Genomic DNA, 21973 nt, shown 5'->3' with positions numbered 1-21973 from the left:
GTTAGACCCGTCAGCGCAAGGGGCGACGGGGCTCGGCAGAGGCGGTGGTCTGCGCCGGCGGACCGCGTCTGTCACACCGGGGCGTCCCGGACACGGCTCGGGGGAAGAGCGGATCCACGCCCTACGGTGCGGCCGGCGAGGCCCCGGTTGCCGGGTGCACGGGCCTCTGCGGCGCCGGCCCCCGGGGCGCGCCCCGCGCCGATCCGGATCGCGCTGCCGACGCTGAGGCCGGGCGCCGGCGTCGCTCAGAACAGGTTCGGTGGTGTGCGCCCCGATCAACGGCATCAGCCCGGCGAAGACCGAGGGCCGAACCTCTTGAAGGCGGTCACCCACGGGCAGGGGTTATCGAGCCATGCCCGCTCGGTCCTCGAGGCGACCCGGAAGGGCCTGTGTCCGGCAGGGAGGGGCAGGGTCCGCGGGCGGAACCGTGCGGCACCCCCGGGCCCTGGGATGGCCCAGCGGTGCCGCTCCGTGTCCCGGCTAGCGCAGGTCCATGACCGTGCGCAGTTTGCCGCTGGTCGGAGTGCGCTCGAACGCATCCCTGCGTACCGTTCGAACGGCGAGGGACAGCAGGCCCTCGGCCTCGGCCGCCGCCAGCTCCGCCACTTCGGTGACGAGTGCCGTCCGCGCCGTGTCCGGGTCGGGCGCGTACTCCTCGTCGAGCCGGACGGTCAGCGACTCCCGGCCGGCGCCGGGTGCGATCACCATCTGCACCTCCGCGTGATAGGCGAGCCGTTCCCGCAACGCCCCGACCACCCGCCGGTAGTTCACGAAGTAGGTGCCGACGCGCACGACGTCGCCGTAGCGGCCCAGCAGTTCCAGGCGGGGGACGTGACTGCCGCACGCGCACGGGCCCTCCACCGTCCGCCCCAGGTCACCGATCTCGTAACGCTCGAGACGCTGGCCGGCCCGGGCCCGGGAGGAGAACACCAGCCGTCCCGGTTCGCCCGGTGGCACCGGCCGGTCCTCGCGCGGATCGAGTACCTCCAGGGTGTGCAGGTCGGTCAGCACATGGTGCACGGAACCGCCGGAGGAGGCGCACTGGTAGCCGAGGGGCCCGAGGTCGGTACTGCCGTAGGCCGCCGAACGGATCACCTCCACTCCGAACTCCTCGGCCAGGATCCCGCGTTGTTCGGCAGTGAAGTGCTCGCCGCCGTAGAACACCTTTCGCACCCCGCCGTAGGCACGCAGCCGGTCGGCCTCGGCGTGGAACAACTGCCACAGGTAGGACGGCATGCCGAACAGGGTGTCCGCGCGGTGGGTCACCAGCGCCTCGGCGACCACGGCGTGGTCGGGTCCGGCGGCCATCGGGAGCTGGGTGGCGTCGAGCCGCTCCAGAATGGAGAAGAAGCTGATGAAACTGCCGTACATCCCACCGCAGTAGAACAGGTTGGCCGCCCGGTCGCGGGCCGGGTCGAACCCGGCGGCGAGCAGCCCGTCCGCCGCGGCGCGCATCTGGTTGTCGTAGTCGTCACAGGTGAACACCGACAGCGCGGGTGCGCCCGTGGAGCCTCCGCTGCGGAAGTACAGCTGCGCGTGGCGGGGGTCGAGGGTGGCGAGCGCGCGCTGCACGCCCTCCTTGCCCAGCAGCGGTCCGTCCGGCGCGGGAGGCAGCACCGGGGGAGCGGCGAGGTCGTCCAGACAGGCCGTCGTACGGAAGGCCGGGTCCGTCGCACGGACGCTCACCCGGCGGCTGTAGCGCTGCAACGCGTAGACGCCGTCGTGGGGTTCGCCCTCGTAGCTCTCCAGCATGGAGCCGACCGGGGTGACACGGGTGACACCCGCGGCGAACACGGCGCGGGACAGCGCGGCCACGTCGGCGCGGTCGCCGCCGATCGCCGCGGTCTGCAGGTAGCGGCGCATCGGCCGAAGGGTCGCGGTGACCGCGTGCCGGGGCAGCGGCTTCACCCAGATACTGCGGTGCAGCGGCGAGGCGCCGAGCGCGGGACGGGTGTCGGCCAGCACCCTCCAGGAGGCGTCCTCGGCGGCGAACACGCGGGTGAGACCGAGGTGTTGTTCGAGCCGGGCGAGCTGCTGCACGGTGCTGATCTCCGCCCGCTCGGCAGGTCCGGGCGGCGGTGCCGGCCGGGCGTCCGACACCTTCGACAGGTGCTCGGCGAACCGCCCGGCGAAGGCGAAGAGTTCGTCGGGGTCCTCGGTGTCGAGATAGACCACCTGGGGGCTGGAGCACGCCTGTTGTTCCAGACGGCACACGTCCTCGGCGAGCGCGTGCAGCACGGCCGCGTCCGACGCGGCCCGCCGGGTCAGATAGGCGAAGGAGATCCGGTGGCCCCACTCGACCACCCGGCAGCCGGCCGGCGCCAGTTCGGCCGCCGCGCGCACCGCCTCCTCGCCGCCCCACACGGCGATCGCGTCCGCGGCCCGGCACAGCGGCTGCAGCCACTCCCGGCGCGAGGAGGCGAACGGCAGGACGATGACACGCTCGGCGATCAGCCCGGAGGGGTCGGCCGCACCGAGGGCGGCGAGCAGCCCGACCGCGAGAGCGGCGTCGGAGCGGGGGGACTGCGGGGCATGGGAGCGGGCGGTCCGCGGGGCATCGGGGCGGGTGGTCTGCGGGGCATCGGGGCCGGCGGTCGGCGAGGTGCCGGAGGCGCCCGGCCGTGTGGTGCCGGAACCGGCCGTCCGCGAGGCGTCGGGGTGCCCCGCCGGCACGGTGTCGGAGCCGGCCGGTCCCGGGCGGTCGGAGCCGCCGCCGGTCAGCGGGGTGCCGGAGTCCGGGCTGCTGGTCTTCAGGACGTTGAGGTTGCCGGCGAGCAGGCCCTCGACGACGCTCAGCGGTGCCACGGCGGCGGCGTTGCCCGGTGCGATGTGCACCAGCAGGCCGACCGGTGCCCAGGCCTCGTACACCGTCGCGCGGGCGTCCGGCCGGGTCAGCCGCTCCGGACGCGGCCCGCCCAGCTCCCGGCGCAGCTTGCGCTCCAGCGCCTCCCGGGAGAGCGCGGCGGCCAGCTCGGCCAGGACCGGCGCGGCGTCGGCGGCGGGCAGGTGCCCGGCCAGGCGGCCGTACAGGGCGGAGGCGGGATCGGACAGGTCGCGGCCGACGGCTGCGCAGGCGCCGAGGACCACGTCCGTGGGCAGCGGGCGCGCCAGCACCCGGCCGGCCAGCTCCGCCAGCCCGGCGAGCCGGCGGCCCGCCTCGGCGTCCTCGATGAACTCGCCCTGCCACAGGTGCGGTACGGAGGTGGTCACGACATTCCCTTCATCAGTTCGGCGGCGGCGACCGCGCAGCTGCGGTTGCGGCTCACCCCGGCACGGCCGTGCACGGTGAACCAGTCGGTGGACAGCGGGCAGGGGCACTCCTCGCCCGGGTGCAGCGAGGCGAGGTCGCCCATCACGACGCTGTGCGCCGGTACGGACGTGATGTACGGGCTGACCAGGTGCAGGAAGCCCGGCTCGCCGTACGGCAGGGCGCGCAGCGTGCCGGTGTCACGGACGGCCGCGCGCGACCACACCGGGACGTGCAGGCGGTGGTGGGCGCACTCGACGTACGGGACGCAGTGCTCGACCGAGCCGAAGGTGTCGCGGACGCGGTCCCCCGGAACACCCAGGCGGTCGGTGACCTCGGCGTAGAAGGCGTCCTTGCCGATCTGCCGGTCGGCGTGCCCCTTCCAGCCGCCGCCCAGCACCACCAGCGATCCCTCGGGCAGCCGCAGCGGTGGCAGGCCCATCGCCCGCATCCGCTCCAGGGTGAAGTACAGGAAGGCGGGGAAACCGAGGATGCGGACGGGGATGTCCTCCTGCGCGTACCGCTGGAGCGCCGCGATACAGCCGTGCACGTCGAACTCGTGGCCGGTGCCGGTGTGCCGCAGCGCGTGCGCGGTGTGCCGGGCCGGGGCGAAGTCGCACAGGTAGTTGTCCGTGAACGACGTGCCCAGGCGCAGGGACGGCGCGGGCTCGTAGCTGTACAGCAGGTAGTTCACCGGGCTGCCGGGGGTGATCCAGCCGTAGTGGTCGAAGATCCGGGCGACCATGCGCTGCGCCGAGCGGATCGTCCACTCGTCGAAGAACATCTGCGACTTCTGGCCCGTGGTGCCGGAGGAGGTCAGATGGAGGAAGACCTCGTCGCGGGGGACCGAGAGCACCTCGTGCCGCTTGAAGAAGGCGGCGGGTATCAGCGGGGCGCGCACACCATCGCCGACGCTCGGCGCGGGGGACTCGGGCGGGTCCTGGAGCAGGTCCGCGTAGAACGGGGAGCGGGCCGCGTGCCAGGCGTTGGTCTCCGCCATCGCCGCGGCGAACAGGCCGTCCGTGTCGCCGCCTCGGGCATAGGGCTCGGCGAGGTCGCACAGCCGCTGCACATGGCCGAGCGCCGCCGGGTCCGGAACCGTGACGGGAGCGAGATGGGGTTTCATCGGGACACCTCGGGAAGGGGCAGGTAGGTGGCGGTCCAGGCGCTCAGGTAGGCACCGAGGTACGGCTGGAGCAACGGGCTGACGGCCGCCGAGCGGAAGTCGATCTGACGGCTGGTGCGCGAGAGCACCACGTAGTCGTGGAAACGGTCACGGCCTAGGTCCTCGGCCCGGGGACGGCCGGGTGCGCCGCCCCGGTCATGGCCGGGGGTCCGGCCCCGGGGACTGCCGGGTTCGTCGCACTGGTTCGGGTCGAGGTCCCCGCCCGGGAGACGGCCGGGTTCGCCGCACTGGTCACGGTCGAGGTCCCCGCCCGGAGGACGGCCGGGTGCGCCGCCCCGGTCATGGCAGGGGGCCCGGCCCCGGGGACTGCCGGGTTCGCCGCACTGGTCACGGTCGAGGTCCCCGACCGGGTCGTGGCCGGTTTCGGGCACGCGCCGCATCGCCGGGTAGAGCGCGCTCGGCACGAAGCCCGAGTCGAGGAAGACCCGCAGGGCCTCGGCGTCGGCCAGTGGCAGCAGCGCCTCGACGTAGTCCGCGCCGGCCCGGGTGACCGTGGCGATCAGCGTCTCCAGGGCCCCCGCGACCGCGGCCGGACACGGATGGACGGCGACGAGCGCGCAGCTTCCCGCCACCGGGTCGAGATCGGCGTACGCCTCGAAGCGTCCGTCGCCGGCGACCAGCACCGCGTTGGGCGTGTGCAGCGGGAAGAAGCGAGCGTCGGCCCGGGGGAACAGCTCCAGGAAGCGGCGGCGTACGAAGGCCGGGGCCGCGATCAGTTCGATCTGACCGCCGGCCCGGTCCGCCCCGACGGGGACGTCGGCCCGGTCCGCCCCGTCGGCCCCGACGGCCCGGTCCGCCCCGTCGGCCTCGACGGCGACGTCGGCCCCGCCCGCCCCGACGTCAGTGTGCACCTGGCGGTCCGGGAGCAGGCAGGGCGCGTCCGGCGCGTCGGTGTGGTCGACGCCGGAGTAGTCGATGCCGACACCCCGGCCGGCGGCGGACAGCAGTGCCGACAGCCGTTCGGGTACGTGCGCCACGGGTGCCCGGTGTGCCAGCACGCCGTCGGCGTAGCGGGCGAACAGGGCGAGGGTCTCGCACCCGTCGACCTCCACGGCGTTCGGCAGCAGGCCGAGCGGCCGGAAGCCATTGCGCACGACGACGTGCTGAGGGCCTTCGGTGACCACCCGTACGGTGGCGTACACCGAGTCGAGGCGGCCGGTGGCGAACGCCTCGTCGCAGACCGCGCCGGTCAGCCGGGAGGCCAGCCCGCCGCCGCGGTGGCCGGGGTGCACGGCGAGCCCGACGAGTTTGCCGATGCGGCTGCCCGGTTCGGTCAGCACGACGGCGGAGCCGACCAGCACGCCGCCGGTGCGTGCGGTGAGCCAGTGCGCGGTGCCGTCGGTGATCAGCCGTCGCATGACCGCCGGGTCGCTGCCCAGCGGCACCGGGTAGCCGTGCCCGTACACCTCGAAGTACAACTGCCGCAGTTCCGCGATGTCCTGGACGCGAGCGGGGTGCAGGACGGCGCTCACCGCGCTCACCGCGCTCGCCCCGCCGGTGCCGGGGGCCGCGCCGGCGTCGCGGGCGGCCGTGGGACGGCGCCGTCGGCCCGGCCGCCGAACCACCACAGCGCCAGCGCGACCGGTACGAGGCCCGCCCCCTGGGCCACGCACAGCGCGCGGGCCGGCAGGTGGTCGCCCAGGACGCCGAAGACGAGCGAGGAGACGGGGAAGGCGGCCCCCAGCACGGCCTGCATGACGGCGAAGAAACCCGGCTTGTCGACGGTGGGCACCAGCCGCTGGAACAGCGCGACGAACCGCACGCCGATCACCCCGACACACCAGCCGGCGACGGCCATCGAGCCGAGGGCCGTCGCCTGCCCGGCGTGCACGCCGGGCCCGGCGAGAGCCGCGGCCATCACCGCGAGGCAGCCGCTGCCGACGGCGATCGGACGGCCGGGCAGCCGTCCTGCGGTGAACGACCCGACGAGTGCGCCCGCACCGAGAGCCGCCTCCAGCGAGGCGACGGTGGAGCCGTCGGCGTGCAGCACCTGCCGGGTGTACAGGGGCATCACGACGTAGACGGCGGTGGTGAAGAGGTTGGCGGCGGCGAAGCAGAGGAGCACGCGCCGGACGACCGGGAGCCCGGACAGCACCTGCCGCAACGTCCGAGGCGCCGGTGCCACCGCTGCTTCCCCTGCCGTGCCCTCCACCGGCCCGGGGGCGGGTGCGGGGTGCGGGAAGCGGGCGGAGACGACCAGCAGGGCGGCGGCGAGGTACGCGGCACCGCCGGCGGCGACGACGCCGCTGACGGCGCCCGCGTCGACCACGAGCGGTCCGAGCAGGCCCCCGCAGAGTCCGGCGACGGACTGGGTGGACAACTCGAAACCGGTGGCCGACTCGATGTCGACGTCGTCGACGAGTTCGGGGACCGACGTGGTCAGGCACGGGTCGAACACGGCCTGACAGGCGGCCAGGACGAGCCCCACCGCGTAGGCGGCGGCGACGGGAAGCACCCCGGCGTACGCGGCACAGGCCGCCGTGGCGGCCACCGCGCCGGCCACGGCGGCCGCACCCGCCAGCACGGTGCGGTGCGGGTACCGGGCGACGACGCGGGCGACCACGGGCGCGAGCGCCACCGCCGGCAGGGTACTCACCGTGAGGAACAGGCCCGATGCGAGACCGCGGTGCGCGCCGCCCGCGAAGCCGACGAGCCACCAGACCACGCCGACCTGGAACATCCGGCTCGCCGCCTGGGTGAGGAGCTGGCCGGCCCAGACCCGGCCGAAGGACGGATTGCGCAGGACGAGGGGGAGACGCCGGGTGCGCGCGGATGCCGCGCTCACGCGTGCGGCCGTTCGTCGACGACACGGACGAGCTTGCCCGAGCGGCGGTTGACCGTCAGATCCTGGTGACGTACCCACTCGACGGCGAGAGGGCCGACATGACCGGCGGTGATCGCGTCGGCGTAGAACGGCCGCTGGGTCAGGACGCCCTGTACGACGGACTCCTCCAGGGCGCGGTGATCCTCGCCCGGTGCGGCGACGGCGAGCCGCAGCACGAGGCTGTCCCGGCCGTCCCGGCGCCGTACGACGAGCTGCACGCCGCTCACGGTGCTGGAGACGTCGGCGCCCGCGACGACTTCGTGGACGTCCTCGGTGTACAGGGAGACGGGGCCGACCCGCACGCCCTCCTCGGCGCGCCCGAGGATGCGGAAGACCCCGGCGTCCCGGTCCACCCACTCGGCCCGGTCGCCCGCCGGATAGCGCAGTACCGGCATCAGCCGCCTGCGCAGGTCGGTGACGACCAGCCGCCCGGGCGCACCGTTGTCGACGACGGGATCGTCACTGTCGTCGTCGAGGATCTCGACCACCGTGTAGGGGGTGAACGCACGGTGCACGCGCGGGTCACCCCCGGGCACCGCCTCGCCGAGCAGCCCGGCATCCACGCTGGCATACCCCAGCGAACGCGGCTCGGCGTTAGGGAACGCCGAGGCGAGCAGCGGGAGTTGGTCACCGAACAGGCACTCGCCGCCGAAGAACAGCAGTTCCACGTCGGGTAGCGTCCGGCCGGCCCGGGTGAGGCGCTCGGCGAGGGAGCACAGCGTGGTCGGTGTCCCGGCCACGGCCTGGACCCGGAACTCCTCCAGGGTGGCGGCGGCGGACTCCCAGGGGGTCGCACCGCCGATGGGCAGGCGGACGTTGGCCACGGGGGAGCGGTGCAGCGAGTCGAGGACGAAGCTGAAGCTGGCGTACAGGTCACCGGCGTAGAACAGGTCCGCCACCCGGTGGCCGGGCCGCAGCCCGGCACCGACGAGTCCGGCGCCGAACGCGGAGGTGAACTCCCGCCATTCCGTGCGCGTGTAGTAGGAGAACTTCGGCGCCCCCGTCGTGCCGCCGCTGCGGAACACGACCGCCTCTTCCAGAGGAGCGGTCAACAGCCGGTTGTCCCGCGGTGAATTGGCCCGCCAGAAATCGGCCTGGGGCACGACCGGGAGATCGGTGAGGCGATCCACGTGTTCGGGAAGGCGGGCGTACAGCTCACGATAGAAAGGCGAGCGGTGACGAACGAAGCGTATGAGCTCCGTAAATGATTGAACGGGCATCAATTCCTGCTCGAAGGCGTGGACCGTCGGCATGGGAAACGGGCCGACGGAGGCGACGGAACCGGTCCGACGTGCGTGAACCGGGTCGCCGAGGATGTGATGAAGTGGCGCGCCCACGGTGAGCGGGGCGTGCAGGGCATCAGCGTATCTCACTATTCAGGACGGGGATTGCGCCAACTTCACCTGTAGGCAAGGACATTACCGCAGCGAGCCCGGGCGGACGTGTGACGATCCCTCGCGGTTCCTTCGAAACAGGAGACGGCCATCACATTGAACGGGTCATCCATAAACGCGTGTTGAACGCGGCTAAAGGCCGCCTTATGGGAAGGCGGCTGAAACCGAATTTCGGTTGCCCGGTCAACTATCGCTGTGCGTGAAGTGGTCGCGCACTCTCTCGCCGCCCGGGGCGAACAGGTCGGCGGCCGGTCGCCACACCACTCCGGAGGAGGGCATCCGCCGACCGGCGTTCGTCGCCCTTCGCTCACTCGCGGTGGCGCCGCATGGCCGGCCGGGCATGCGCCGCCGGTTTCAGAGGACCAGATGGTCGACGACGTCGTGCAGGCTGGCGCGGCTGCGGTAGGCGGCGCGCTGATGGTCCGCGCCGCTGCCGCCGGCGCGCAGGCGTGACCATCCGGCGCGCACCAGGTCGAGGTCACCGTGCTGTTCCAACGCGGGGCGGATCCACGCGATGAGGCGCTCGACCTGCGGGGCCACGGGAGTGAGGCGGCTGCCGGGCAGCTCGGTGCCTGCCCCGTTCAGGCCGTCACGGGCGGCACGCCAGCAGGCCGCGCGCAGGATCTCCGGCCGCGGACGCGGTGCCGGCTCGCCTGCGTCGACGGCCTTGAGTGCAGTGGCGACCATGGCCCTCACGAGCGTCGCGAGCAGGAGCGTCTCGTCGGCGGCGGTGGCTGCGTCGGCCGTCCGGATCTCGAGTGTCGGCAGATGACTGGAGGGCCTGATGTCCCAGTACAGGCCGCCTCGGTCCATGACGGCGCCTGTTTCGATGACGGCGGCGACGAGATCCTCGAAGTGGCCGGGGGACTCGAAATAGGGTGGGGGACCGGCCACCGGCCAGCGCGCCAGGGTCATGGTGCGCCAACTGGCGTAGCCGGTGTCCCGTCCCGCCCAGTAAGGCGAGTTGGCCGACAGGGCGATGAGCACCGGGAGCCAGATCCGCAGGTGGTTGCTGACGCCGAGTGCCCTCGCCAGGTCGGGTACGCCCACGTGCACGTGGCAGGCGCAGACGGTCTGCTCGTCGTCCAGCGCCCGGAAGGTCGCGAGGCTGCGGGCGTACCGTGACCCCTGTGAGATGGCAGGGCGAGCCGGCTGGCCGAGAACGGGAGTCCCGCTGGACATGATGCGCAGGCCGTGCCGCCCGGCCGCGGCGGCGACGACGGCCCGCATCGACCGGATCTGCTCGCCGAGGTCCGTCATGACGGTGTGCGGATCGCTCCGGGCCTCGACCTGATAACAGGTCAGCTCGGGGCCGACGCGGTCACCCAGTCCCAGGGAAGAGGCCTGCGCCACCACCTTCTGCGCCTGCGGGCTCACCTCGCGGGTCAGTGGATCGACCAGAAGGTACTCCTCCTCCACCCCTACGGTCAGCAGCTCCGTCGCGGCAGCCCGGCGCGCACTTCGCCGGCTGCACCGGCTCTTCCGGATCGCTGTTCATGTGACCATGCTGTCACGGAACGTAGCGTGCATGGAGCGCCAGATGGAGACAGAGACGACTGCCGAGCCGAAGTGAGGAACGCCCGGATGTGCGAGACGACCAAGGTGCTGGTCGCCGGACGCGGCGAGCGGCCAGAGCCATGCTCTGCACGGCCCGCGTGCCCGGGAGGGCTCGAGCGAGTCAGGAGAGCCAGTCGGTGTAGCGGGTGGTGGCGAGGTGGGCGTCTGTGTCGGTGAGGACGTCGCCCTTGACGACGGCGAACATGCCGGCCGTGGGGTCGGTCACGACGGTGCGGCTGTCGCCCTTGTGGGACAGGGTGATGCGGCCCAGTTCGTCCAGGGGGAAGACCTCGGGGCCGGCGATGTTGCGGACGCCGTTCAACGGAGCCCCCGCGGCGACCTCCGCGACTGCTGAGGCCACGTCCTTGGAGGCGATCGGCTGGATCGGCGTGGCGGGCAGCCGGACGGTGTCGGTGTCGGCGGTCCAGGACATGACGGCGTCCATGAACTCCATGAACTGCGTCGCCCGGACGATCGAGTAGGGGATCGGACCCGCCGCGAGAATCCTCTCCTGGAGCGTCTTGGCCCGGTAGTAGTCCAGTTCCGGAACTTGGTCCGTGCCGACGATCGAGAGGATGACGAAGTGGCCGACGCCGCCCTTGCGGGCCGCGGCCAGAAGGTTGTCCATCGAGGTCTGGAAGAAGGCCGGAGAGGCCTCGTCGAAGGTCGGCGAGTTCGTCAGGTTGACGACGACGTCGGCTCCCGCCACCGCCTCGTCCAGTCCCTGGCCACTGACGACGTCGACTCCGCTGGACTTCGAGTGCGGTACCGCCTCGTGCCCGGCGGCGTTCAGATCCTTGACGACCTGCGATCCGATCAAGCCGGTACCACCGATGACTGCGATCTTCATGACGTGCCTTTCATTCGTGTTTCATGCGCAATATGGCATATGGGCGGCTCATGGGTGTGTCAAGGAACGGCGCGCCGGTCGGCCCGGCCCGGGTGCTGTCGGCCACCGTCGACGAACGTGACCGTCTCGCCGAACGGTGCCCGGCCCGTACGGGTGTCACCAGCCGTGACGTCCTCGAATCCGATCGACATGCCGCAGAAGAGGATCAGCTCGTCCGGGGGTGACAGGACCTCCGCGACGGTTCTGTGAAACTTCGCCCACGCCATCTGTGTGCAGCTGTGCAGTCCCTCGGCGCGCAGCAGCAGCATGACGGTCTGCAGATACATGCCGACGTCGGACCACTGGGGCCGCCCCAGGTCGCGGTCGATGTAGCAGAACAGTGCGGCGGCCGCGCCGAAGCAGTCCCAGTTCGCGGAAGCGGCGCGCTGGCGAGCCTCTGTGTCCTCGGGCGTGATACCCAGCGCCCCGTAGCGCTGCGCACCGAAAGCGGACCGGCGCTCACGGTAGGGGGACTTCAGTGTGGGCGGGTACATCTCGTACTCAGGCTCGTCCCAGGAGTCACCCGCGGCCAAGCGCTCGCCGGCGCGCTTCTTGATCTCGGCCAACGGCGCACCGGCCACCACATAGGTGTGCCACGGCTGAAGGTTCGAACCGGACGGCGCCCAGGCCGCGGCGTGCAGCACTCGCTCCAGCGTCCTCCGCGGCACGGTTCGGTCGGTGAATCGACGCACCGCTCGTCGGCTCGTCACCGCCTCATAGACGTCCATGATCACCGGCCTCCACTGGGCGACGGGTCCGTCCCGACTCCTCCAATAGTATCGTTCGCTACGGTATCGAATGCAACCGTTTCGGGAATCCTCAGCTGCTGGCTTCCCGTCGGGGCCACCGTTCTTTGGAGACCCCGTGGTCGCGAAGTGGCGCCCGGCACCGCCGCCGGCTGCGGATCCTTGTCTCCGAGAGGCCGACGGATGCGCCCGAAACGACGGCGTGGACGTGCCGTGATCGACGCTGTCCCCTCACTGGCGAATCTGGGCCAAGCCGGAATCACCCAGACCCGGCGCATCGGACAGGCACGTCTCACTGCCCTCCGTCGCGCCGATCGCGACAGGCAGGGGCGAGGTCGGGGGGAGGTCTTGGATGCGGTCGCCGAACGATTCGTTCGAGGCGATGACGACCCTGCTGCCTTCCTCGCGCCTGGCCGACACCTGGAGCACGCGGGGCCGTGGTGATGCGGTTGCGTGCACCCGAGTTCGTTGATGCAGGGGTGCGAACGGCGATCCGGCTACGGTACGAAGTCCACCGAGCATCCCGGGCGGAGGCTCAGGCGGTGTCCTCGTCCGGTTTGTCGAGGAGGGCCAGCTCCTCCTTCGTCAGGCGCAGGAGTCCGGCGGCGATGTTCTCTGCGAGGTGCGCCCGGTTCGTGGTACCGGGAATGGCCAGCACGTGTGGACCGCGGTGGAGGGTCCAGGCGAGCCGTACCTGGGCCGGCGTCGCGTTGTGGGCGCGGGCGACGGAGCGGACGCGCGCGTCGTACTCCGGGCCTGCGGCCGCCTCGCGCCGCAGGCCCGAGACCGCGAAGAACGGCACGAAGGCGATGCCCTGCTCCCGGCACAGGTCCACCAGCCCGTTCTCGTCAGCGCGGCGCCGGTCCAGTCCGTAGGAGTTCTGCACACAGACCACGGGCGTGATCGCCTGCGCCTCGGCCACGTGCCGGGGCACGACACCTGACAGCCCGAGATGCCGGATCAGGCCGGCCTCACGCAACTCGGCGAGCGCGCCGAAGTGTTCGGCGACCGAGGCCGTGCCGGGGCCGTTGACGCGCAGGTTCACCACGTCCAGGCAGTCCCGGCCGAGCTGCCGCAGGTTCTCCTCGACCTGGCCACGCAGCTGGTCGGGGCGCGCCATGGGGAGCCACTGACCGGAGGGATCGCGCGCCGGGCCGACCTTGGTCACCACGACCACATCGCCGTGCCAGGAGGAGAGGGCTCGGTTGACGAGCTCGTTCGCGGACCGCAGGGGCGAGAAGTAGAAGGCGGCTGTGTCGATGTGGTTGACGCCCTGCTCGAATGCGCTGTGCAGCAGGCCGACGGCGACATCGCGGTCGATCGGCGTGCCGTCGGAGTTCCCCAGCATGCCGTTGCCCGTCAGCCGCATCGCGCCGTAGCCGACGCGATTCACCTCCAGGTCTCCGAGCTTCCAGGTCCCCGCTGCCGCCGCTGTGCTCATCCTGCTCCTTCGTCTGCCGGTTCGTCAGGTCCTGGAGTATGGGGCCCCCACGGTGCGCTGCGACAGGTCGACGAGCTGGGCGAAACATCACACCCTCATCGGGAACCAACCATCGCCGCCCGGCCGTTGGAACGTGAGGCGGGTCCTCCTACTGACGCTGCCGGGCGTCACGGGTTGCACCACGGTGTCGGCGATATCCGGGACACGCAGCCGGCGGCCCGGCCTGTTCACGGTCGATCCGGGCGGAGCGACGATGGGTCGGATCACGCTCGCATGTGGTCCGGCGGTCACGCCGTCTGACGGGGTTCGCGCCCCAAACCGCGGAGCAACGCGGCCATCGATCGGTCGCAGGCATTGGCGCGGTGACGACCGCTGGGGCGTTGCGGCGCTCCGAATCCCACCGACGCCGGCTGCGCAGCGCACTCGGTCTCTCGCCGTTCACGGAGTACCGCGGCCTCATCGGCCCGTGCCCGATCCCACCGACGCCGGCTGCGCAGCGCACTCGGTCTCTCGCCGTCCACGGAGTACCGCACCCTCATCGGCCCGTGCCCCGGGCCGTCCCCTGGACCACCGGTGGCAGGACACCCTGGCCGCAGGGGTAGCCCGCCCGCGCGTACCGCACGCCGATTCAGTCTGCGGACGGGGCGCGGGGGTAAGGGGGAACGGTGACCACCTCCTCCGCGTCGGCGACCGGCGCCACGTCCCAGAGCGGGACCCCCACGCTCAAGAAGGCCCTGACGACCCCCCTGCTCTACTTCTTCATCCTCGGCGACGTGCTGGGCGCCGGCGTCTATGTCCTCGTGGGCCAGGTCGCCGCGAAGTCGGGCGGCGCCGTGTGGGTGCCCCTCCTCCTCGCCCTGCTGCTGTCGCTCCTCACGGCCGCCTCGTACGCCGAGCTCGCCACCAAGTACCCGCGTGCCGGTGGCGCGTCCCATTACGCCACCCTCGCCTACGGACCTTTCACCGGCTTCCTCGCCGGATTCTGCATGCTCGCGGCGGGCATCGTGTCCGTCGCCGCACTGGCGCGGGGTTTCGCCGGTGACTATCTGAGCAGCTTCGTCAGCCTGCCCGTCGTTCTCGTGGCCGCCGTCTTCCTGTGCGCCCTGGCTCTCCTCAACGCACGCGGCATCAGCGAGTCCACCCGCGCCAACGTGGCCGCCACGGCCGTCGAAGTGGGCGGTCTGCTCCTCGTCGTCGGTCTCGGAGCGTGGTTGCTCCTGCGCGGCGACGGCGACCCCGGCAGGCTCGTCCATCTCGGCACGGCCGAGACGGGGGCCGCCTCCGGGGTTCTGGGCGGTACGGTTCTCGCGTACTACTCCTTCGTCGGCTTCGAGACGTCCGTCAACGTGGCCGAGGAAACCCGTGACCCGCGTCGCTCGTATCCCCGCGCCCTCTTCGGAGCCCTGGTGACGGCGGGGGCCGTCTACGTCCTCGTCGGGATCGTCGCCTCGGCCGCCGTGCCCACGAGGACACTGGCCCACTCCAGCGGTCCGCTGCTCGAAGTGGTGAAGGAGGCCGGCGGGGTGCCGCCGAAGCTGTTCAGCGCCATCGCCCTCGTCGCCGTGGCCAACGGGGCGCTGCTCACCGGCATCATGAGTTCCCGGCTGGCCTACGGCATGGCGCGGGACGGCCTCCTTCCCCGCGTGCTGACCCGCGTGCTTCCCGGGCGCCGTACCCCCTGGGCGTCGATCGCGGTCACGACCGCCCTGTCCTTCCTGCTGGCGCTCACAGGAGACGTGGCGACCCTCGCCTCCACGCTCGTGCTGCTGCTCCTCGTGGTGTTCTTCCTCGTCAACACCGCCGTCCTCGTCCAGCGGCGTGACCACCCGGGCCGGCCCCACTTCCGGACCCCCACCCCCCTCCCGGTCCTGGGCGCGGCATCCTGTGTCATGCTCGCCACGCGGGTCGAGGGCGAGGTGTGGACCCGCGGGCTCATCGTCATCGCCGTCGGCGTGGCCCTGGGCGCCGTCGCCGCGGCACACCGGCGCCGGCACGAGCGGAGCGTCACCCGAGCGTGAAGGCGACTCGGCGGGATGCGGGTCCGGGCGGCGGGCACATCTCCGCAGGACACCCGGAGTCCAGTCGCCGAGCCGCCGAAGTTCGGTCACACGGACGCCGGTTGCAAGGAGCACCGGCGGTCGAATCACCGCGGGGCCGACCGGTGACCGGAAACGGGTTGTCGCCGCTCACGTGCGTGCCGCGCCCACTGGCGGCCGTGGCCTCCTTGACCCGATGTTCCGGCACCGACGGAGCTACCGGGCGCACGGCGCTGCGCCGGCCGAGAAGCCGTTGCTCACCGAGGCCGAGGCGGACAAGGCGGTGGACGCCTGTCAGGAGAACGACAACCGGGCCGGCGCCCAACGTTCCGCCCCACTCACGGCAAGGGCGGAAGGCGGCGCGGTCCTCCATGGACCAGGCCTACTTCACGCAGACCCCGGCCCTCAAGAACGACGTCGGGGACAACCTCGCTCCGTTCGTCCACGTCGACTGTCAGTGCCGGGTGGAAGACTGCCCGGCATGAGAGAACCGAACCCGAAAGCGGACCTTCTCCGGTATTTGCAAGAGGCGCGTGACGCCCTGGTGTGGAAGCTCGACGGGCTCTCGGAGTACGACATCCGACGTCCGCTGACTCCCACGGGAACGAACCTGCTGGGGCTGGTCAAGCATGTCGCCGGCGTGGAGCTGGGGTACTTCGGCGACACGTTCGGGCGGCGCTTCTTCGACGCGGAGCCGCCGTCCTGGTGGTACACCGAGGAGCCAGAGCCCAACTCCGACATGTGGGCCACCGCAGACGAATCACGGGAACAGATCGTCGGGCTGTATCGCCAGGTCTGGGAGCACTCCAACAGCACGATCGCGACGCTGCCGCTTGACGCGATCGGTCACGTGCCGTGGTGGCCGGAGGAACGTCGCGACGTGACGCTGCACCACGTCCTGGTGCGCGTGATCTCCGATACTCAGCGGCACGCCGGTCACGCCGACATCGTGCGAGAACTCATCGACGGGTCCGTCGGATATCTGCAAGGCAAGGACAGCATGCCGTCGGAGGACCAGGCATGGTGGGAGAGCCACCGGAGCCGACTGGAGCGCGTGGCGCGGGAGGCCGACGGCTGATCCCGCAGCTGTCGACCCCCTTGGCCGCGCGCCCGGCCGTGCGGGCGCCGTTCAACCGGCTGCGGTCCGCCCGGTCAGGGATTTGGTGGAGCACGGGGCACGTTCGGGAGGACGCCGGCCGCAGATCCGAACGCGTACAGGGGCGTCGGGTCCGCGTGTGCCGGGCCAACGGCCGTGGTTCCCGGGCGCACGGCGTCCTCCGAGGCGACCCACCCCCTGTGCACGGGGGCAGGGGGGAGGGCCGCTCGGTGGGTCACCCCCGCGTGATCAGGACTCGTCCTGCGGGACCTGATCGAGGCCGCTGAGGTCGCTCTTGCCGAGCTCCGCGTCGCTCATCGCCGGGTCGCCGAAGAAGAAGCCCTGCGCGAGGTCCTTCAGGTCCAGCTTCGTGGCGCCCGCCGGGACGGTGGGCTTGGTGCCGTGGCCCATCCGCAGCGTCAGGCCCAGCCTCTTCACCTTGGGGTTGTCCGCCAGCTTGGCGAGGTCCAGGTCCACCCTGGACAGCTCGCCGTTCTTGAGCGTGAAGTCCGCCTTCATCTTGGTGTCGGGGACCTCCTTGAGGTCCTTGCCGGTCGGCAGCTCCATGCCCGGCGGCAGGTCCTTCGCCAGCGGGCGGACCTCACCCAGCAACTCGGTGAGCAGCGTGCGGAAGGGCGCCGTGGCGATGATGTGCTCGGTGCCGTCCCCGCCGCCGGCCGTCCTGAAGCGCACCTCGCGGACTATCACGCCACGCAGGGCCTTCACGAGCTTCTTCTGCGTCGTGGAGTCGAGGGACGGGCCGGGCGCGGGGCGCTTCCCGGCGCCCCGGCCGTCGGCGGCGGCCTCCCCCATCTCCTTGGTGCTGAACTTCACCCACTTGCCCGCAAGGACGTCCTTGAGCGCCCCGGCCTGCGGGGGCAGGTCCTCGGCGGTCGGCACGGGACTGCCCGTCAGCTTGGTCAACGCGTCGCGGTCGGTGCGCAGGTAGGTGTAGTCGCCGATGACCCGGTACTCGACGACGTCACTGTCCGGACCGCTGATCTTGAGGGCCGTACCGACGAGGTCCTTCTCGCCGGACTCGGCGATCGGCTTCTTCGACTCCACGGTGACCTTGATCTTCGCCCCGCTGAGCATCTCGGCGGCCTCGTCCGGCATCTGCTCGCCGGGCTTCGACTTGCCGTCCAGCGCCTTCAAGGACGCGGGGTCGGTGTCCAGGTCGATCTCGAAGGAAAGGGTCTTGTTCTCGCCGAGCTTCTCGAAGGCCTTGTCGAGCTTCTTGCCGGCGGAGAGTTGCTCCACCGTCCCACAGGCGGCGCAACCCGCGAGGACGACACCGGTGACGGCAACGGTGGTAAGGGTCTTGTGTATGGCGCTGATGATGGTCTCCTTGTAAGCCGATCACACCGTGATCGATCAGGAGACTCACAGCTTGCCCACATGGTTGCCCCAGCCGGAGAAGTGACGCCCGCGGGGGACCGGCCCCAGTAGCGGGCGCCCCGCGTGTTCCTGCGGAAGCGCAGCCGATGCGTCGGGCACCCATGGCTGGAAGCGCCTCCGGTCCGCCAGGTCCCTGGGCCGGACCAGCCGCCGACCGGCTGTCCCGCTCCGGCCGCAGCGCCCCCGGGGAGCACGCACTCGGCGGGGGCGCTCGGGCCGCGCCGTCCGGGCGCGGCCCACGGCGGTCTGCGGGTGCCGGCGGCTAGTGGTCCACGCCGACGGGGCCGTCGTCCGACCTCCGGTCCTGGCCCGGGCGCAGCTGGACGAGGCCGTTCCCCTTGCCGTCCTCCGGGCGGTGGTCCCCGGAGTTCTGGACGCTCAGGTTCTGCCGGACGGAGTCGAGGATCGTCAGCCCCTGGGACACCAGGCCCGCGGCGATCTCGCCGAGCCCGTCCGCGCCGTTCAGGACGTTGACGTTCGCGCCGGACAGACCGCCGGCAGCCTCCTTCACGATCTGCGGAAGCTGGTCGATGATCATCCGGTCGAGCGCGACCCGGTCGTAGGACGCCGCGGCCTCCGCCTGGATCTTCATGCGCTGGGCCTCGGCGGCCGCGAGGACCCTGACCCGCTCGGCCTCGGCCTCGGCGGGCTTGACGACCTCGGCCACCAGCTGCTGCTGGCGCAACTTGGCCTGGCGCTGGGCCAGCTCCGTCTGGGCGGCGAGCACCTCCTGCTGGGCGTGGGCCTGGGCCAGCGGACCGGCCTGCGAGGCCTGCGCCTGGGCACGGTCCACCTCGGCGGAGTACTCGGCCTTGACGACGGCGGTCTGCCGGGCGTACTCGGCCTGCTTGCGGGCCGCCTCCTGCTGCGCCTCGGCCGCGGCCTGTGTGGCCTGGGCCTGGGCGATCTGCGCCTGCCGCTGGATGGCCGCCTTGTGCGGTGCCGACATCGCGTCGATGTAGCCGGTGTCGCCGTCGTCGATCGACTGGATCTGCAGCGAGTCGACGATCAGGCCGATCTTCGCCATCTCCGTCTTCGAGGTGTCCAGCACCTCGGCGGCGAGCTTCTGCCGCTCGGTGACGATCTCCTCGACCGTCATCGAGCCGATGATGGCCCGCAGGTGGCCGGCGAAGATCCGGCCGGTGAGCACCGACATCTGCTCCTGGTCGGAGAGGAACCGCTGACCGGCGTTGATGATGCTCTCGTGGTCGTTGCCGACCTTGAAGGCGATGACCGCACGGACGTGCAGCGAGATGCCCTGCCTGGTCACACAGGTCTCGGTCACCTCGGACTCGCACATCGACAGCGTGAGGAACCGAACCTTGCGGAAGACCGGCAGCACGAACTTGCCGTGCCCCGTCACCACTCGGAACGGGGCGCCCCCCAGTCCTCGCCGGCCCCCCGAGATCAACATCGCCTCGTCGGGAGCGGGAACGCGGTATCCGAACATGCTCGTACTCCTCAGCCTGCGCCGACGGCGTCGCCGTCGAGCGCGTCCAATGGATCCACCCACTCGATGACGCCGACCTCCCGGCATCCCCGTGATTCGATCACGAGGACCATGGCGCCTACGGGCAGGGGGTCGTCGGACCACGCCAGGAAGGTCTCGGAGCCGCCCCTGACCCGGACCAGGACCTCACCGGGACCGGCGGCCCCGCGCGTCCCTATGAGCACCCTGCCCATGCAGCCGACCACGGCGTCGTCCTGCGGCATCACCGGCTCTGTCCTCCTCGTCCTGACCTCAGAGTTCCGACGATAGACCCAGCACCGCCGAGACCCAACGGGAAGGACGGAAGCGCCCTGACGAACGGCAGCGGGCGGGGACTGCGAAGGTCCCGGTGACGACTGCGACGGTGCTGGACGCCGTCGGGCAGTACTCACAGCAAACCGCGCTGTTCGGCGCCGCGCCCCCCACTCCTGGCCCAGGCCCGGGTGCGCGCGACGGTCCTGGGCCCGACCTGCTGGGGGAGTGCGGTCAGGCCGTGGCCTCGACGAGCCGCTTCATGCCGGGCTGGTCGGTCACGCAGCCCACCAGCCCGAGCGTCCGCGCCAGCGTCAGGTCGCGCTCGTCGTTGACGGTCCAGGCCATCACGTCGATGCCGGCGCCGCCGCACTTCTCCACGATGGCCCGGTTCAGCTGGCGCAGTTCCACGCTGACCAGGGTGGAACCGACCTCCTGAGCGCGGCCCACGAAGGTGTCCCGGTGTGCGCTGGAGCCTGCCACGAGCACGGTGCGGGCCTGCGGCAGCAGGCTGCGGATCTCGAGCAGCGCCACGTCGTGGAACGACAGCACGGAGACACGGTCCAGCAGGTCGCGGTCGGTGAGCACCCTGGCCAGCGACCGGGCGGCGGCCACGTCCTTGATCTCCGCCTGGATCGGCAGCGTCGGCCCGACGGCGTCCAGCACCTCCCCGAACGTGGGGATGCGCTCACCCAGGCCGGCGTCGAGCTTCTTGAGCTGCCGCAACTCCTGGGCGGCGATCGGACCGGAGCCGTCCGTGGTGCGGTCGAGGGTCTCGTCGTGCATGACGACCAGTTCGCCGTCCTTGCTCAGGTGCAGGTCCAGTTCGATGCCGTCCAGCCCCTCCTTCTCGGCCCGCAGGAAGGAGCGCAGGGTGTTCTCCGGCTCGGCGGCCATGACACCGCGGTGGCCGATGGTGAAGAAAGACACTCGGTTGCCGTCCTTGGCTGTGGTGGTCCGGGCAGCCGCACGAGCGCCGTACCGCCGCCGGGCGGCGGGCGACCACCCGTCGGAGCGCCCTAGCCTAGTGGGCCCGACCAGCCGCGCCCGGCCCGCCTGGACCGCGCCCTCCCATGCGGCGCCTTCCCATGCGGCGCCCCTATGGCGTCCCCGGCCGCCGGAAGGTTCACTCTCCGCACGCGCACCGTCAGCACGTCTGACGCCACTGATGCCGCTCGCCGCGTCCACGGGTGCCGCTCGCCCTCTCCCCGGACCACTGCGACACAGGGCTCGACCCCGACTGTGACGATGCCGGGCATGTGCGCGATCTGCACCCCCAGCCCGCTAACGGCCGACCGCACGCTCGACCTGTCTCGCCAGCGGTCAACACCATTCGCGACACCGGACCACGACTGCCGCAGGAGCCTCGATGCGGCGACGGTGCCTGTCTGCTGCGCTCGATACCCCGGCGGCAGCGGGCGAGAGCCGGAAGGCCGGATCCGCGACGGCTTCGACAGCGGGAAGGGCCTTCGCCCCCTTCCGCGGGGGCGAAGGCCCAGTACTCATGAGCGCCGCCAGAGGTCAGCGCTTGAACATGTCCTTGATCTTCTCCTTGGCCTGGCGTGCGTCACCCTTGGACTTCTCCGCCTGGCCCTTGGCGACCATCGGGTCATCGAGGGCGGCTCGTCCCGTAGCCCTCTTGAGCTTCCCCTTGGCCTGCTCGACCTTGGCCTTGGCCTTCTCACCAGCCGACATGGCAGACACGCCTCCTGTCATACGCACCTATCCGTCCCGATTACCAGGATAAGTCCCATATGCTCGGGATCGCCCCGCGCAAACAGAGGGATACGGAAGTGGCACAGCGCGGTCGCGCCCAGCACGCAGTTCGGGTGCCGAGAGTCGACGCCCCCCGGCTGACCGGGCAGCCGGCCGATCACCGGCCCGGGCGCCGCCTGAAGGCACAGCAGGTCCAGGAGGCACGCCTCCAGTGCCTCGCTCGCAACGCCGGCACGACGTTCTCCCATGCCAAGGGGTTGTGGGCCGAATCGGCCCCGTTCGCGAGCCAACCCGGAACGCACGGCGGGCCATATGCCGCGATCAAGGACGACGCAGCGCGCTCAGTCACCGCAATCACGTGCCTGTGGGACGTAGTTGGCCACGCTGAGCGTCAGCGACAGCACCCGCGCCTGCGCAACACCGATCTCCGTGTGGCGGCCGGCTGCGTCGTCACGTCAGCCGGCGCGCGCCCGGAGCTCGGTGCTGCCGTCCGGCTGCCGGTGCCGTACCTCGACGCCGCGGAGACGCGCACCGTCGAGGAGCGGGAGGCCCGGCTGCGCGCACTGCGCCGCCGGACCTCGGGCGACACGTCGGCGCGGCAGTTGCGGGCGTTCGGCGTCGCCCCGTCGACGTCCAGGTCACCGACGAGGCCCTCGTATCCATGAGTTGAGACCGCGGACATCTCACTCGACAGTCCGAGGG

Annotated in this window: 17 protein-coding genes; 3 read left to right on the top strand and 14 right to left on the bottom strand. The window is 71.7% G+C overall.

Going from position 1 to position 21973, the window contains the following annotated elements; translation table 11 throughout:
* Window positions 1-480: 480 nt before the first annotated feature.
* From ABVB68_RS24405 to ABVB68_RS24365, 9 genes are all read right to left on the bottom strand, one after another.
* Window positions 481-3210: an acyl-CoA reductase gene (locus tag ABVB68_RS24405; protein ID WP_353603246.1), complete on the bottom strand. Its 2730-nt coding sequence runs from the start codon at window positions 3208-3210 to the stop codon at window positions 481-483.
* Entirely contained in the window at window positions 3207-4373 is a 1167-nt protein-coding gene (locus tag ABVB68_RS24400; RefSeq protein ID WP_353603245.1) for a LuxE/PaaK family acyltransferase, read from the bottom strand. The genes ABVB68_RS24405 and ABVB68_RS24400 overlap by 4 nt, the downstream gene beginning before the upstream one ends.
* Window positions 4370-5905 carry a GNAT family N-acetyltransferase gene (locus ABVB68_RS24395; protein ID WP_353603244.1) on the bottom strand — a complete coding sequence of 512 codons (1536 nt, stop codon included), beginning with the start codon at window positions 5903-5905 and terminating at the stop codon, window positions 4370-4372. The genes ABVB68_RS24400 and ABVB68_RS24395 overlap by 4 nt, the downstream gene beginning before the upstream one ends.
* A 5-nt stretch (window positions 5906-5910) precedes the next feature.
* Complete coding sequence (locus ABVB68_RS24390) at window positions 5911-7218, bottom strand: MFS transporter (protein WP_353603243.1); 1308 nt, start codon at window positions 7216-7218, stop codon at window positions 5911-5913.
* On the bottom strand, window positions 7215-8477 hold the full coding sequence (locus ABVB68_RS24385; protein ID WP_353603279.1) for a phenylacetate--CoA ligase family protein: 1263 nt from the start codon (window positions 8475-8477) through the stop codon (window positions 7215-7217). Before ABVB68_RS24385 ends, ABVB68_RS24390 begins: the two co-directional genes overlap by 4 nt.
* A gap of 528 nt (window positions 8478-9005) precedes the next feature.
* A complete protein-coding gene (locus tag ABVB68_RS24380; RefSeq protein ID WP_503006224.1) occupies window positions 9006-10070 on the bottom strand; it encodes a carboxylate-amine ligase in 1065 nt (354 codons plus the stop codon).
* Between the two features lie 259 nt (window positions 10071-10329).
* The gene (locus ABVB68_RS24375; protein ID WP_353603242.1) at window positions 10330-11058 is read right to left on the bottom strand and encodes an SDR family oxidoreductase; all 729 of its coding nucleotides are present in this window, start codon (window positions 11056-11058) and stop codon (window positions 10330-10332) included.
* A 59-nt stretch (window positions 11059-11117) separates the two neighbouring features.
* On the bottom strand, window positions 11118-11825 hold the full coding sequence (locus ABVB68_RS24370) for a nitroreductase (RefSeq protein ID WP_353603241.1): 708 nt from the start codon (window positions 11823-11825) through the stop codon (window positions 11118-11120).
* 553 nt (window positions 11826-12378) lie between these two features.
* On the bottom strand, window positions 12379-13284 hold the full coding sequence (locus ABVB68_RS24365; RefSeq protein WP_353603240.1) for an oxidoreductase: 906 nt from the start codon (window positions 13282-13284) through the stop codon (window positions 12379-12381).
* A 665-nt stretch (window positions 13285-13949) separates the two neighbouring features.
* Here ABVB68_RS24365 and ABVB68_RS24360 point away from each other — a divergent pair.
* Both ABVB68_RS24360 and ABVB68_RS24355 read left to right on the top strand, forming a co-directional pair.
* Complete coding sequence (locus ABVB68_RS24360) at window positions 13950-15302, top strand: APC family permease (protein ID WP_353603239.1); 1353 nt, start codon at window positions 13950-13952, stop codon at window positions 15300-15302.
* A 499-nt stretch (window positions 15303-15801) separates the two neighbouring features.
* A complete protein-coding gene (locus ABVB68_RS24355; protein WP_353603238.1) occupies window positions 15802-16398 on the top strand; it encodes a DinB family protein in 597 nt (198 codons plus the stop codon).
* A 267-nt stretch (window positions 16399-16665) separates the two neighbouring features.
* Here ABVB68_RS24355 and ABVB68_RS24350 read toward each other — a convergent pair whose 3' ends face one another.
* The 5 genes from ABVB68_RS24350 to ABVB68_RS24330 form a co-directional block, all read right to left on the bottom strand.
* A complete protein-coding gene (locus tag ABVB68_RS24350) occupies window positions 16666-17676 on the bottom strand; it encodes a hypothetical protein (RefSeq protein WP_353603237.1) in 1011 nt (336 codons plus the stop codon).
* 400 nt (window positions 17677-18076) lie between these two features.
* The gene (locus ABVB68_RS24345; RefSeq protein ID WP_353603236.1) at window positions 18077-19264 is read right to left on the bottom strand and encodes a flotillin family protein; all 1188 of its coding nucleotides are present in this window, start codon (window positions 19262-19264) and stop codon (window positions 18077-18079) included.
* Between the two features lie 11 nt (window positions 19265-19275).
* Complete coding sequence (locus tag ABVB68_RS24340) at window positions 19276-19527, bottom strand: NfeD C-terminal domain-containing protein (RefSeq protein WP_353603235.1); 252 nt, start codon at window positions 19525-19527, stop codon at window positions 19276-19278.
* A 262-nt stretch (window positions 19528-19789) separates the two neighbouring features.
* On the bottom strand, window positions 19790-20485 hold the full coding sequence (locus ABVB68_RS24335) for a glycerophosphodiester phosphodiesterase (protein ID WP_353603234.1): 696 nt from the start codon (window positions 20483-20485) through the stop codon (window positions 19790-19792).
* Window positions 20486-21076: 591 nt separating this feature from the next.
* Entirely contained in the window at window positions 21077-21250 is a 174-nt protein-coding gene (locus ABVB68_RS24330; protein ID WP_353603233.1) for a CsbD family protein, read from the bottom strand.
* Window positions 21251-21309: 59 nt separating this feature from the next.
* On the opposite strand from ABVB68_RS24330, the gene ABVB68_RS24325 reads away from it, so the two are divergent.
* Window positions 21310-21936, top strand: a complete 627-nt coding sequence (locus ABVB68_RS24325) for a hypothetical protein (RefSeq protein WP_353603232.1) — start codon at window positions 21310-21312, stop codon at window positions 21934-21936.
* Window positions 21937-21973 lie beyond the last annotated feature (37 nt).

The sequence above is a fragment of the Streptomyces sp. NPDC096012 genome, from assembly GCF_040426375.1.
Lineage (GTDB): Bacteria > Actinomycetota > Actinomycetes > Streptomycetales > Streptomycetaceae > Streptomyces.
The sequence above is the reverse complement of the archived record's forward strand: the minus strand, read 5'-3'. Positions and strand labels throughout refer to the sequence as shown.